We start from the raw sequence: 13,562 nt of genomic DNA on the forward strand, positions 1-13,562 counted from the left end.
GACCCGGGACGCACGGGATGACCGACCACCCAGCAGCCGGTGCGCGATGACGCGCGCCGCTGCGGGGGAGCCTGCGCTCGTCGTCGGGCAGGACGTGCCTGAGGGGCCCGCGACCCCGGAGACCCCTGCAGCCCCACCGCTGCCCGCGGCCCTCGACCGGGCCGTCCGCGAGTACCTCGCGCACCTGACGGTCGAGCGCGGGCTGTCCCAGAACACCGTCGCGGCCTACCGGCGCGACCTCGCCCGGTACGCCGCCTACCTCGCGGCCCGGGGCAGGACGGAACCCGTCGACGTGACGCCGGCCGACGTCGCGGAGTACGTCACCACGGTCCGCACGGGAGCCGACGGCGCCGCTCTCCTCTCGCCGTCGTCGACGGCCCGCTCGGTGGCCGCGGTGCGCGGCTGGCACCGGTTCTGCGCGCTCGAGGGGCACACCGACTCCGACCCGTCGGCCGAGGTGCGCCCGCCCGCGCAGGGCAAGCGGCTGCCCAAGGCCATCTCGACCGAGGAGGTCGAGGCCATCCTCGAGGCCGCCGGCGCGGGGGAGGGGCCGGGACCGCTGCGGGACCGCGCGCTGCTCGAGCTCGTGTACTCCACGGGTGCCCGCATCTCGGAGGCCGTGAGCCTCGACGTCGACGACCTCGACCTGGGCTCGGGGGCCGTGCGGCTGTTCGGCAAGGGGGCCAAGGAGCGCGTCGTGCCCGTGGGGTCGTACGCGGTGCGAGCCCTCGACGCGTACCTCGTGCGGGGGCGCCCGGCACTGTCCGCGACGGGACGCGGGACGCCCGCGGTGTTCCTCAACACGCGCGGCGCGCGCCTGAGCCGGCAGAGCGCGTGGGCCGTCCTGCGCACCGCGGCCGAGCGCGCGGGGCTCGAGCACCCCGAGCGGATCTCGCCGCACACGCTGCGCCACTCGTTCGCGACGCACCTGCTCGCGGGCGGCGCCGACGTGCGCGTGGTCCAGGAGCTCCTGGGGCACGCGTCGGTCACGACGACGCAGATCTACACGCTCGTGACGCGCGAGACGCTGCGCGAGGTCTACGCGTCGGCCCACCCGCGGGCGCTGGGCTGACCCTCGGCGTGCCGCGCGGGTTCGCGCCACTCCGGCGCGTGCACGCGTCGTGCGCGAGCCCCTGGGGTACCGTGGCGGACGTGAGCAGCCAGGCCCCGAGCGAGATCCAGGACGCCGCCGGACCGTACGACGCACGCGTCGCCACGGCCGCAGGCGCCGCCGACGGTGGTGCGTCCGTCGCACCCGACAACGCCCCCCGCGTCGATCCGGTCGGCCGCGAGATCCCCGAGTTCCCCGTGCCGGCGCGGCTCGCGACGCACGGGCCGGGACGCATCATCGCGATGTGCAACCAGAAGGGCGGGGTCGGCAAGACGACCACGACCATCAACCTGGGCGCGACGCTGGCCGAGTACGGGCGCAAGGTCCTGCTCGTGGACTTCGACCCGCAGGGCGCCGCGTCGGTGGGCCTCGGCGTCAACCCGCACGAGCTCGACCGCACGGTCTACAACCTGCTCATGGAGCGTGGCGCGGACATCCGTGAGGTCATCGTGCCGACGGCCGTCGAGGGGCTCGACGTGCTCCCCGCGAACATCGACCTGTCTGCGGCCGAGGTCCAGCTCGTGGGCGAGGTCGCGCGCGAGTCCGTCCTGGCCAGGGTCCTGCGCCCCGTGCAGGACGAGTACGACGTGATCCTCGTCGACTGCCAGCCCTCCCTGGGGCTGCTGACGGTCAACGCGCTCACCGCGGCGCACGGGGTGCTCATCCCGCTCGAGTGCGAGTTCTTCGCGCTGCGCGGCGTCGCGCTGCTCGTCGAGACCATCGAGAAGGTCCGCGACCGCCTCAACCCGCGCCTCGAGGTCGACGGGATCCTCGCGACCATGTTCGACTCGCGCACCCTGCACTCGCGCGAGGTCGTGGCGCGCGTGCACGAGGCCTTCGGTGACAAGCTCCTGCACACCGTGATCGGGCGGACCGTGAAGTTCCCCGACGCGTCGGTCGCGGCCGAGCCCATCACGGTCTACGCGCCGTCCCACCCGGGTGCGGTGGCCTACCGTCAGCTCGCCCGCGAGCTGGTCGCCCGTGGCGACGCTGCCTGACACCGCACCGGCGGCCACCCAGGCCGCCGACCCGCAGGACGAGCAGCCCGCCTCACCGTCGACCGACGCGCAGGACGCTTCGGAGGCGCCACTCCCGGCCCCGGCGACCGACCGGAACGGCAACCCGGCCTTCGAGGTGCACCTCGAGAACTTCTCGGGCCCGTTCGACCTCCTGCTCTCGCTCATCGCGAAGCACAAGCTCGACATCACCGAGATCGCTCTCGCGCAGGTCACCGACGAGTTCATCGCGTACATCCGCACGGCCGAACGCCTCGCGCGCGAGGCCGAGGAGGCCGCGCGCGCGGAGACGGGTCCGGTCCCGCCCGGGGGAGCGGTGCCCGACGCCGGCGCTCCCGTCGCCAGGTCACGTCGCCCCCGTCCGGGGCGCGGCGGGCACCCTGGCTGGGACCTCGGCACCGCGAGCGAGTTCCTGCTCGTGGCCGCGACCCTGCTCGACCTCAAGGCCGCCCGCCTGCTGCCCACCGGGGACGTCGAGAGCGCCGAGGACCTCGAGCTGCTCGAGGCCCGCGACCTCCTGTTCGCGCGGCTCCTGCAGTACCGCGCCTACAAGCAGGTCTCCGCGGTCATCGCGGACCGGCTCGCGACCGAGGGGCGCCGCTTCCCGCGCATCGTGCAGCTCGAGCCGCACCTCGCGGCCATGCTGCCCGAGCTCGTGTGGAAGCTCGGCCCCGAGCAGCTCGCGGCGCTCGCGGCGAAGGCCATGGAGCCCAAGCCGCCGCCGCCCGGGGTGTCCCTGACCCACCTGCACGCGCCCGCGGTGAGCGTGCGCGAGCAGGCGAGCCTCGTCGTCGGGCTGCTGCGGCGGGAGGGGGCCGCATCGTTCCGCGTGCTCGTCGCGGACGCCGGCGAGACGCTCGTCGTCGTCGCGCGCTTCCTGGCGCTGCTCGAGCTCTTCCGCGAGGGGCTCGTCGCGTTCGAGCAGGTCGAGGCGCTGGGCGAGCTCACGGTCCGGTGGACGGGCAGCGACGGTGCGGACGACGAGGACGGCGCTTCGCTCGATGCCGTGGGCGGGGAGTTCGACGCCGACGACACCGACGTCCCCCCTGCCACGGACGTGCACCCCACGACACGGACGGACCCATGAACGAGGAGAGCATGACCCAGGACACCGCGGACGCCGCACTCGCTGCGCGCGGCGCAGAGACCGACGACGCGCCCGCGTTCAGCGCCGACCACCTGCCGGGCGGGGCGCTCGCGGCCCTCGAAGCCGTGCTCATGGTCGCCGACGAGCCCATCCCCGCGGTCCAGCTCGCGACCGCCCTCGGTCTGCCCCAGCGCGAGGTCGAGGACCTGCTGGGCGAGCTGTCGGCCGAGTACCGCGGCGAGCTGGGCGGACGGCCCCGCGGTTTCGAGCTGCGCCAGGCGGGCGGCGGGTGGCGCGTGTACTCGGCGCCGGTGTTCGCGGACGTCGTCGGGCGCTTCCTCCTGGAGGGCCAGAGCGCGCGCCTGACGCAGGCCGCTTTGGAGACCCTCGCGGTCGTCGCGTACCGTCAACCGGTCACGCGCGGCCAGATCTCGGCCGTGCGCGGCGTGAACGTGGACGGCGTCGTACGGACGCTGACGACCCGCGGGCTCGTCGCGGAGGTCGGCCAGGATCCCTCGACGGGTGCGGTCCTGTACGGAACCACGGGATACTTCATGGAGCGCATGGGCTTCTCGTCGCTCGACGAGCTCCCCGCCCTCGCGCCGCACCTGCCGGACGTCGACTCCATCGTCGACGCCGCCGACAGCACACTCGGAGCGTCCGGGGGTGGGAGCGACCGCGCACAGCCGCGGACGCCGGCCCTGCCCGACGGCGCTCGACCCAGCACGAACGACGAAGGAACATCATGAGCAGCGCACGCGAGGGTGGCCGACCGGCCGCCCGAGGACAGCGGTCCGAGAACTCCTCGGGCACCGGTCGACCGGGCAGTGGTCACGCAGGCGGTGGCCGGCCGGCAGGTCAGCGCTCCTCGGCCCCCCGCTCCGGAGCGGGCCGTGGATGGGCCGGCGACCCGCAGGCGGGCAAGAGCAAGCCGCCGCGCCGTCCGGCCGCGCCCAAGGGACCGCAGCGCGACGTCCACGTCGCCGACGGCGTGCGTCTCCAGAAGGTCCTCGCGACCGCAGGCCTGGGCTCGCGCCGCGCGTGCGAGGACCTCATCGCCGCGGGCCGCGTCGAGGTCGACGGCGTCGTGGTGCGCGAGCTCGGCGTCCGCGTCGACCCCGAGAAGGCCGTGATCCACGTCGACGGCATGCGCGTCCAGCTCGACCAGTCGCTCGTGACGATCGCGCTCAACAAGCCGCTCGGCGTCGTCTCCACGATGCACGACCCCGAGGGCCGCCCCGCGCTCACGCAGTTCGTCGCGACGCGCCCCGAGCGCCTCTTCCACGTCGGGCGCCTCGACGCCGACAGCGAGGGCCTGCTGCTCCTGACGAACGACGGCGAGCTCGCCAACCGTCTCTCGCACCCCAAGTACGAGGTCTCCAAGACCTACCTCGTGTCGGTCGAGGGCCGCGTTGCGGGCAACGTCGCGAACAAGCTGCTCCACGGCATCGAGCTCGAGGACGGCCCGGCCAAGGTCGACCGCTACCGCGTGGTCGACACGACCCCGCAGGCCAGCATGGTCGAGGTCGTGCTCCACGAGGGCCGCCACCGCATCGTGCGCCGCATGTTCGAGGAGCTCGGCCACCCCGTGACCCGGCTCGTGCGCACCCGCATCGGCTCGATCCACCTGGGCAACCTGCGCCCCGGCGCTACCCGCGTCCTGGGCCGCACCGAGCTCGGCACCCTCATGAGCGAGGTCGGGCTCTAGCACCCCTCCCGCCCCGGGAGCCGCGTCTTCACGCGCTCCCGGGGCGGCGCTACGCTCGACCCGACCCTCCCGTACGAAGGAGTACCCATGCCCGTCCGGGCCATCCGGGGCGCCACGCAGCTCGACGTCGACGAGCGCGAGCACCTCTTCGACCGCACGCGCGAGCTCGTCCAGGCCGTCCTCGACGCCAACGAGATCGACACCGCGTCGCTCATCTCGATCTTCTTCACCTGCACGCCCGACCTCGTGGCGGACTTCCCGGCCGCCGCCGCCCGCGAGATGGGGCTCGGCGACGTGCCCCTCATGTGCGCGGTCGAGATCGGCGTGCCCGGGGCGCTGCCCCGCGTGGTGCGGCTCATGGCGCACGCCGAGGTCGACGTGCCGCGGGCCGACGTCCAGCACGTGTACCTGCACGGGGCGACGTCGCTGCGCAAGGACCTGGCTCAGTGAGCGCGGACGGTACCCGTGCCGAGGGGCGCGGGCTGGTCGTCGCGATCGACGGGCCCTCCGGGTCCGGCAAGTCGAGCGTGTCGCGGGCCGTCGCGCAGCGCCTCGGCACCGCCTACCTGGACACGGGCGCGATGTACCGCGCCGCGACCTGGTGGTGCCTCGAGGAGGGCGTCGACCTCGCCGACCAGGCCGCGGTCGCCGCGGCCGTCGACGTCATGCCGCTCGTCATGGGCATCGACCCGGCCGCGCCGACCGTGCACGGCGACGGCACCGACGGCGGCGAGGCGAGCCGGACCACCGAGATCTCCACGGCCGTGAGCGCGGTGGCCACGAACCTCGCGGTCCGCGCCGAGCTGCGGCGCCTGCAGCGCGTCATCATCGCGGCAGAGTCGTCGGCGTCGGCTTCCGCGGCGTCCTCGACGTCTGCGGCGTCCGCGGCGTCCTCGGAGAGCGCCGGCACGAGCTTCTCCGGCGGGCGCGGCATCGTCGCCGAGGGGCGCGACATCACGACCGTCGTCGCCCCCGACGCCGACGTGCGCATCCTGCTCACCGCGAGCGAGGAGGCGCGTCTGGCCCGTCGCTCGCTCGAGGTCCACGGCGCGGCCGACGCGGCTGCCGTCGAGGCCACCAAGGACCAGGTGCTGCGCCGCGACCGCGACGACTCGACCGTCTCGCAGTTCCACGTCGCGGCCGACGGCGTCGTGACGGTCGACTCGTCCGACCTCGACTTCGAGCAGACCGTCCAGGCCGTGCCCGACGTCGTCGAGCACGCCACGGCCACCACCGCCGCAGGGGGCGAGGGGACCGCTCGGTGAGCACCCCGCACGTCCCCTCTCCCACCGGGCCCGCCTGGTCCCGGTGGGTGGGGCGCTTCCTCGCACGTGTGATCTGGGACACCCGTGTGGTCGGGGCCGACCGCGTCCCCGCCACCGGCCCCGTCCTGCTGGCCGCCAACCACACGGGCCTCGTCGACGGACCCCTCGTGCTGGGCGTCGCACCCCGGCCCCTGCACGTCCTCGTCAAGGAGGAGATGTTCGTCGGCCCGATCGGGTGGATCCTGCGCGCGGCCGGGCAGATCCCCGTCGACCGCCGCGGCGGACGATCGGCCCTCGTGACGGCGCTCGCGGTCCTGCGGCGCGACGGGGGAGTGGGCGTGTTCCCCGAGGGCAACCGCGGGCGCGGCGACGCCACGTCCGCGCGCGCCGGCGTGGCCTGGCTCGCGCTCAACGGCCACGCGCCCGTGGTCCCCGTCGCCGTGCTCGGCACGCGTCGCACCGGTGACGGCGTCAACCGCATCCCCGGTCTCCGTCGCCACCTGTACGTCGAGTTCGGCGCGCCCGTGGTCGTCGACAAGGCCGACGGCGTGCGCGGCAAGGCCGCCCTCGACGCCGCGAACGAGCAGATCCGGGCCGCGCTCGCGACGCTCGTGACCGGCGCCGTGGACCGCTCGGGCATCGCGCTGCCGGTCGACGGACCCGACCGCCTCCACCCCGGAGGACGCCCCGCGCAGTGACGTCGTGCACTCCGGGCGTGTCGCGCGCGGTCCTCGTTCGGAGAACTGCCCGGTTGCTGGGAGAATGGTCGCCATGACCACACCCGACCACGCACAGCCCGATGCCCAGGCATCCCTCGACGAGGTGTCGCAGACCCCCGGTGAGACGATCGACCAGGCGAGCGACGTCGTCGGGCAGCCCGAGGACACCACCGAACCACTGCTCGCCGCCGAGGGGGACGAGCAGGACGACGAGACCCGCGAGCGCGCCCTGCGCGCCGGCCTCGAGGACTACGAGCTCGCCGACGAGGACATGGCGCTCCTGTCCGGCGACGACTACGACTCTGCCGACGACGTCCCTGCCGCGCCGCTGCCGGTCCTCGCGATCGTCGGCCGCCCCAACGTGGGCAAGTCGACGCTCGTCAACCGCATCCTCGGCCGCCGCGAGGCCGTGACCGAGGACAAGCCCGGCGTCACGCGCGACCGCGTCTCCTACCCGGCCGAGTGGGCCGGACGCCAGTTCACGCTCGTCGACACGGGCGGCTGGGAGGTCGACGTCGCCGGCATCGAGGCGCGCGTCGCCGAGCAGGCCGAGGTCGCGATCGCGCTCTCCGACGCCGTCGTGTTCGTCGTCGACGCGACCGTGGGCCCCACGGCCACGGACGAGCGCGTCGTGAAGCTGCTCCGCAAGTCCGGCAAGCCCGTCGTGCTGTGCGCCAACAAGGTCGACGGCGCACGCGGCGAGGCCGACGCGACCGAGCTCTGGAGCCTGGGCCTCGGCGAGCCGCACCCCGTCTCCGCCCTGCACGGGCGCGGCACCGGTGACCTGCTCGACGCCGCCATGGAGGCGCTGCCCCTCGTCTCCGAGCACGCCGTCGTCCTGCCGTCCGGCCCCCGCCGCGTCGCGCTCGTCGGCCGCCCCAACGTCGGCAAGTCCTCGCTCCTGAACAAGGTCGCGGGCGCCGACCGCGTCGTCGTCGACTCCGTCGCCGGCACCACGCGCGACCCCGTCGACGAGCTCGTGCTCCTCAAGGGCATCCCGTGGTGGTTCGTCGACACCGCCGGCATCCGCCGCCGCGTGCACCAGACCAAGGGCGCCGACTTCTACGCCTCGCTGCGCACCCAGGCCGCGATCGAGAAGGCCGAGGTCGCCGTCGTGCTCGTCGACGCGTCCGTGCCGCTCACCGAGCAGGACACGCGCGTCATCTCCCAGGTCGTCGACGCCGGGCGCGCCCTCGTCATCGCCTACAACAAGTGGGACCTCATGGACGAGGACCGTCGCCCCTTCCTGGAGCGCGAGATCGAGAAGGACCTCGTGCAGATCCAGTGGGCGCCGCGCGTCAACGTCTCAGCCCGCACCGGTTGGCACACCGACCGCCTCGTGCCCGCGCTCGAGCGCTCGCTCGAGTCGTGGGACAAGCGCATCCCCACCGGGCGCCTCAACGCGTTCCTGGGCGAGCTCGTCGCGGCCCACCCCCACCCGCTGCGCGGCGGCAAGCAGCCCCGCATCCTGTTCGCGACCCAGGCGTCCACGCGCCCGCCGCGCTTCGTGATCTTCGCGACCGGCTTCCTCGAGGCCGGCTACCGCCGCTTCATCGAGCGTCGCCTGCGCGAGACCTTCGGGTTCGAGGGCACGCCCATCGAGATCTCGGTGCGCGTGCGCGAGAAGCGCAAGCGCTGACGCACCTCCAGCCGGGGCCCGTGGGGCTCCAGCGGGCCGTGTGAGGCGTCGAGAGACCCACGGGAGGGCCGTGCGTGCCGGAAGGCTCGCGCGGCCCTCCTGGGCGTTTCTGGGAAGCGCTGGGGGCGTGCTGGGACTGGGTGGGATCTGACGGTGCCCTGGTCGAGCGCTGGTGGCGCGCTGGGCGCGGCCTCGACGGGGCCTGTGACGCGGCCGGGAGCTCCCCGGACGTGCGTGACCCGTGCCACTCACCAGCGAGGATGCACGGAGCACGCCCAAAGTGGGGTATTGTTTCTCTCGGCCCTGAAGGGCTGGTGAAGCCCTCCGGGGCTCACGGGCTGTGGCGCAGCTTGGTAGCGCACTTGACTGGGGGTCAAGGGGTCGCAGGTTCAAATCCTGTCAGCCCGACCAAAAGCCCAGGTCAGGAGGTGTTTTTCATCTTCCCGACCTGGGCTTCGTCGTTGGAAGCCTCCACAAGTGGCACGTGGCGTCACGTCACGGCAGTGCAAGGGCGTCGGCGACGTCTCCACAAACCTGGACTCTGCGGCTCTCGGCAGCGGTGCGGCATCCAGTGCGAGGCCGACGGTCCCCGCGCTCGCCTGTGGCAACACGCCGTGAGGGGAGCCATTGGGCCGCCGCATAGAGACGGCATGACCCGCAACCACCGTTTGTTCACCGTGAGCGATCTCGCCACCCACCATGGCTCGTCCCGCCATGTCAGCCACCCCTTCCACGCATCCAGCGCCAGTCCGTGTGATCTACGTGGCGGTAGCAGGTTGCGGTACCGGCAGGACGATGGCCAGACGGGGCCTACTTGGTCACGATGGAGCCCACATTCGTTTCGATGTCTGGCGGCGATCGACCGCTGGACCTGACCCGGCGGTCGTCATGATGCGTAATGGTGGAAGACCTCAGCGTTTGCCCGGCACGCACGGTGCCCTGGTCCCGAAGAAGACCGCGACCGGGCGCTGGAGGGTCGATGCCCGTGGAAGCGATAGCGACGGGAGAGAGCATCGCATCCAGGTCACCGAAGACTCGCCCGCCGCCGCGATCACTGCGTGGGCGAGGAAGTTCTACTCCAACAGCGGACGCGCGGACAGCGTCACAGACCTGACTGCGAACACATTGTTCGAGACGGTGGCCCGCCTGTGGGTCACCTTGCGCATGGAGGAGGCTCACGCCCCTGGTGGACGGGTGCGGGTTCAGACAGTGGAGCAGGACCTACGGCTGCTGCGTGTCGACGTGGTACCCGTCATCGGGCAACTCAGGTTGCGTGACCTGACCACTCCGCTGCTGGAACAGTGGTTGGCGTCCATCCGTGGTGCCGACGGTGCGGAACATTCCCTGAATGACAAGCGCCGCAAGTGCAGGTCCCTCGTCAAGCGGATCCTGGACTACGCGATCCGCATGGGTGCGATCGAGGGTGTGAACGTTGCCGAGCGAACCACTGTCCCACCCAAGAGAAGGAGCCAGCCCCGGGCGTTGTCCACGGACGAGATCCACGCTCTGCGGGACGCCGCGCGCCGATGGCGTGCTGACTCGGCGAGGCGTCTCGGGCCCGCCCCGTCCCTCAATCTGGCCGTGCTGGTCGATCTGCTCCTTGGATCCGGGATGCGAATCGGGGAGGCACTCGCATTGCGGTGGGGGAACGTGCACCTTGCGACAGGGCCGGGGGAGCGGTCGACAGTGACGGTGGTGGCGACCATGGTGCAGGTTGGCTACCAGTCGGTTCGCCAGGAGGTCACGAAGTCCGAGCGCGGAATGCGCAGCATCACCGTTCCGCCGTTCACCGTCGAATCGCTACGGCTTCTGCGGCCCGACAACGCCGACCCGGATGACCCAGTGTTCAGGACCAGAGTCGGTACCCACTGGCAGACTCAGAACGCACGACGCTCCCTGAAGCAAGCGCTCGAAGCAGCTGGGATCGACCCGAGGTCGCTGCACCCGCACACGTTGCGAGCCACCGTCGCCACCGCCCTCCGGGCGGGTGGGTACGAGGTCGCCACCGCCGCCGCTGTCCTGGGGAACACCGAAGCTGTTACAGCGAACTACTACATCGAAGGCGTGCACACCGCCCCGGACGTTCTCGGCGTACTGCAGGACATCGTCGAACAGGCTGATCCACCGAAAGATAATGCCTGACCGCCGCCTCGTGCCCGGCCGTGGTTCGCTACTGCCACTTCTGTACCGAGGCCGAGAAACGTGCCCATGCGCGTGGCCGACAAGGGACGCTTCCTGCGCGGGGGAGACCTCGCTGACCACTGCCTCATCGCCGCCCCCACCCGCAGCGTCTCGAGTTTCAGCGCCAGCACCCGTCGGGTACCGCACCGAGGTGCCGCGCGAGGCCCCAGACCGAACGCGGGTAGACGAGCGATCGTCAGCAGCGCCGTGTGCGCTTGGGTTGGGTCGAGCTGGCTCGCCCGAAGCCGCTGCGCGAGGCCCTGGCCGACGGCAGCTATGAGAACTTCCTCAAGCCCGACGGCGTGCGTGAGCGCGAGGAAGCCGGCGAGCCGTTCTTCCCCCTCGACCTCGCTGCCCTCGTGCACGAGGAGTCCTCGCACCTGGCGCGCGTGCTGCGCGACGAGGCCCTGCGAGAGGGGACCAACGTCGTGATCGACTCCGTGCTGTCCAAGCCGGCCGCCGCGGTCGAGGTCGGTGAGAAGTTGGCGGCCGCGGGGTACGAGGTCGAGGTCGTGGACGTCGAGGTGCCCTACGAGCTCTCCCAGGCCCGCATCGCCCAGCGCTGGCGCCAGTCCTACGAGGGCGCCGTCGTGACCGGCGAAGGGCTCGGCGGACGTTGGGTCCCCAGCCTCTACGCCCGTGACGTCTTCAACGGCCCTGACGGGCGCTCCCGCTCCCATGAGTCCGCGGCCGCCCTTGCCGCCTCGTGCCCGGCCGTGGTCCGCTACCGCCGCTTCTGGACCGAGGCCGAGAACACGCCCATGCGCATGGAGACCGACAAGGGACGCTTCCAACGCGGGGGAGACCTCGTCGACCACAGCCTCATCACCGCGCGCACCCGCAGCGCCACGAGCTTCGGCACCAGCACCCGACCGACCCCACGCCGAGGCGGCGCGCGGGGCCCGCAGACCGAACGCGAGTAGACGAGCGATCCCCGCGGCGCTGCGCGCCCGGGCCGGGGGACGACGACGCTCCAGCAGGCAGGGGGAGCCGCCGGGGCGTCGTCGTGGGCGAGCGTAGCGCGAACGATTTTGTAGGTGACCCAACACCCCGGACTTGGTTCAGGTCAGACTTCCAACACCTGACTTGGTTCGTTGCCTACCTTGAACACCTGACTTAGCAAATTGCGGACCTTGAACACCCGAGCGGTCTCAGGCGTCGTCGACCAGCGGCCGCGCTGGTGGCTGGGCTTCCTCGAGCGGGACGTCGGGGCGTGCACCTGGCGGGATCCCATATTCGAGACCTTCAGTATTCCTCGCGCTTCGGAACGGCCCACGGTGCTCGGATGCGCCGAGCGCTGCCCCGGCTGCTGAGACCGACAGCCTCCGTGTCGTGGTCCCAGCGCCAGTGCTGTGGTGGTGCTGCGGGCTGGTCAGCGGGGCGAGACGCGGACTGAAGCACCCTTGGGGCCTTCGCCCTGCATGATCGGCACGGCGAAGCTCTCTTCGGCGCTGCCGTACTTAGCCTCGTAGGCAGCGTCGATCGCGGCCTCGTCGTCGCTGCCGGCGTCTTCGAAGGTGACCTCGTAGTCGACGCCGTCCACGCGCACGCGCCCGGCCTTCTGAGTGATCGCGGCCTGGTACCAGCGTGAGTCTTTGCCGTTGGCTGCGCGGACGTAGACCTTGCCGTCCACGACCAGGGCCCAGGTCTGGGTGGGGGTGCCGTAGGCGACCCCGTCTTCGCGGAACGGGGAGACGAAGAGGTCTTCGTGTTCGACGATCGTGCGGAGTTGATCTGCGGTCCAGGCGGTCATTGTTTCCTTCTCTCGGGTGGTGCGGTGGTCAGAGGTCGATCGAGGCCATGTTGGCGTCGTCGTGTCGTGCGCCAGCGGCGGGCTGCAGGGTGTCGAGGCGGTGGATCTGGTCGGTGGTGAGTTCGATGCTGTCGGCAGCGGTGTTCTCCTCGACGCGGTTCACGCGGCGAGTTCCCGGGATGGGGGCGATGTCCTCGCCGCGGGTGAGCAGCCATGCCAGTGCGGTCTGCGCGGGCGTCGCGTCGATCTCAGCACCGATGGCCTTCACCTCATCGACGAGAGCGAGGTTGCGGCGGAAGTTCTCCCCGGTGAATCGCGGGTTGGTCTTGCGCCAGTCGTCATCGGCGAAGTCGTCGACAGCGCGGATCTGGCCGGTGAGCAGGCCGTGGCCGAGCGGGGAGTAGGGCACCAGGCCGATGCTGAGCTCGCGCAAGAGAGGGAGGATCTCGGCCTCCACGTCACGGGTCCACAGAGAGTACTCGGTCTGCAGTGCAGTGACGGGCTGAATGGCGTGGGCGCGGCGGATGGTTTCAGGTGAAGCCTCCGAGAGCCCGAAGTGCAGGACCTTACCTTCGGCGATCAGCTCGGCGACGGCGCCTGCGGTCTCTTCGATCGGGGTGCTGCGGTCGACGCGGTGCTGGTAGTACAGGTCGATGTGGTCGGTGCCAAGACGCTGGAGGGAGCCTTCGACGGCGATGCGGATGTTCTCCGGGCTGCTGTTTGCACTGCGCCCACCTGCTGCAGGACGCCCGGTCCGACACCCAGACCGTAGCCGGGCACCTGCCCAAGGACGGCCCTGGTGCGTGAACGACCAGTCCAGGACGTGATGAAGGTGTGCTCAGACGCCCAGCTCTCCCGGGTATCTGAGCGCTGTCCTCCCCGCGGAAACGTGCATCAGATGCACGAAACCTACGGTGAAATGCGGCAAAACGGCACGAGCCGGAAGATCCTAAAGACGGCAGCGACAGATCGACGGGAGCGGTGATCTACACAGACGCGGACTCTGCCCGCGAGGAGCGAGCTCTTGCGTCCGCAACTCGCACTAGTCGCACGCCAAGTAATGCACCTAATGTCGGCTAATCC

12 protein-coding genes, 1 tRNA gene and 1 pseudogene are annotated in these 13,562 nt (G+C 71.7%); 12 read left to right on the forward strand and 2 right to left on the reverse strand.

Features of this window, described 5'->3' with window-relative positions; translation table 11 throughout:
- Positions 1 to 46: 46 nt before the first annotated feature.
- The 12 genes from xerD (at position 47) to H9640_RS08800 (ending at position 11,649) form a co-directional block, all read left to right on the forward strand.
- Complete coding sequence (xerD, locus tag H9640_RS08745) at positions 47 to 1,072, forward strand: site-specific tyrosine recombinase XerD (RefSeq protein WP_191790347.1); 1,026 nt, start codon at positions 47 to 49, stop codon at positions 1,070 to 1,072.
- Positions 1,073 to 1,293: 221 nt separating this feature from the next.
- Entirely contained in the window at positions 1,294 to 2,109 is an 816-nt protein-coding gene (locus H9640_RS08750) for a ParA family protein (RefSeq protein ID WP_307824295.1), read from the forward strand.
- A 136-nt stretch (positions 2,110 to 2,245) separates the two neighbouring features.
- Positions 2,246 to 3,214 (forward strand): segregation and condensation protein A, encoded by a 969-nt coding sequence (locus H9640_RS08755; RefSeq protein ID WP_318243724.1) that lies wholly within the window; start codon positions 2,246 to 2,248, stop codon positions 3,212 to 3,214.
- Positions 3,215 to 3,225: 11 nt separating this feature from the next.
- Positions 3,226 to 3,963 (forward strand): SMC-Scp complex subunit ScpB, encoded by a 738-nt coding sequence (gene scpB, locus H9640_RS08760; RefSeq protein ID WP_191790348.1) that lies wholly within the window; start codon positions 3,226 to 3,228, stop codon positions 3,961 to 3,963.
- Positions 3,960 to 4,922: a pseudouridine synthase gene (locus tag H9640_RS08765; RefSeq protein ID WP_138824506.1), complete on the forward strand. Its 963-nt coding sequence runs from the start codon at positions 3,960 to 3,962 to the stop codon at positions 4,920 to 4,922. The genes scpB and H9640_RS08765 overlap by 4 nt, the downstream gene beginning before the upstream one ends.
- An 87-nt stretch (positions 4,923 to 5,009) precedes the next feature.
- Positions 5,010 to 5,372 (forward strand): chorismate mutase, encoded by a 363-nt coding sequence (gene aroH, locus H9640_RS08770; protein WP_191790349.1) that lies wholly within the window; start codon positions 5,010 to 5,012, stop codon positions 5,370 to 5,372.
- Positions 5,369 to 6,187 carry a (d)CMP kinase gene (locus tag H9640_RS08775; protein ID WP_191790350.1) on the forward strand — a complete coding sequence of 273 codons (819 nt, stop codon included), beginning with the start codon at positions 5,369 to 5,371 and terminating at the stop codon, positions 6,185 to 6,187. Before aroH ends, H9640_RS08775 begins: the two co-directional genes overlap by 4 nt.
- Positions 6,184 to 6,885 carry a lysophospholipid acyltransferase family protein gene (locus H9640_RS08780; RefSeq protein ID WP_191790351.1) on the forward strand — a complete coding sequence of 234 codons (702 nt, stop codon included), beginning with the start codon at positions 6,184 to 6,186 and terminating at the stop codon, positions 6,883 to 6,885. The genes H9640_RS08775 and H9640_RS08780 overlap by 4 nt, the downstream gene beginning before the upstream one ends.
- Before the next feature lie 73 nt (positions 6,886 to 6,958).
- Positions 6,959 to 8,545, forward strand: coding sequence for a ribosome biogenesis GTPase Der (gene der / locus H9640_RS08785; RefSeq protein ID WP_191790352.1), 1,587 nt, complete (start codon positions 6,959 to 6,961; stop codon positions 8,543 to 8,545).
- A 334-nt stretch (positions 8,546 to 8,879) separates the two neighbouring features.
- Positions 8,880 to 8,956 (forward strand) — tRNA-Pro (locus tag H9640_RS08790).
- Between the two features lie 507 nt (positions 8,957 to 9,463).
- Entirely contained in the window at positions 9,464 to 10,687 is a 1,224-nt protein-coding gene (locus H9640_RS08795) for a tyrosine-type recombinase/integrase (protein ID WP_191790353.1), read from the forward strand.
- A 248-nt stretch (positions 10,688 to 10,935) separates the two neighbouring features.
- Positions 10,936 to 11,649, forward strand: coding sequence for a zeta toxin family protein (locus tag H9640_RS08800; protein ID WP_191790354.1), 714 nt, complete (start codon positions 10,936 to 10,938; stop codon positions 11,647 to 11,649).
- Between the two features lie 449 nt (positions 11,650 to 12,098).
- Here H9640_RS08800 and H9640_RS08805 read toward each other — a convergent pair whose 3' ends face one another.
- Together H9640_RS08805 and H9640_RS08810 are read right to left on the reverse strand one after the other, a co-directional pair.
- On the reverse strand, positions 12,099 to 12,479 hold the full coding sequence (locus H9640_RS08805; protein ID WP_191790355.1) for a DUF2255 family protein: 381 nt from the start codon (positions 12,477 to 12,479) through the stop codon (positions 12,099 to 12,101).
- A gap of 28 nt (positions 12,480 to 12,507) precedes the next feature.
- Positions 12,508 to 13,209 (reverse strand): annotated as a pseudogene (locus H9640_RS08810) (aldo/keto reductase); the annotation flags it as partial.
- Positions 13,210 to 13,562 lie beyond the last annotated feature (353 nt).

The sequence above is a fragment of the Oerskovia gallyi genome (assembly GCF_014836745.1).
Taxonomy (GTDB): Bacteria; Actinomycetota; Actinomycetes; order Actinomycetales; family Cellulomonadaceae; genus Oerskovia; species Oerskovia paurometabola.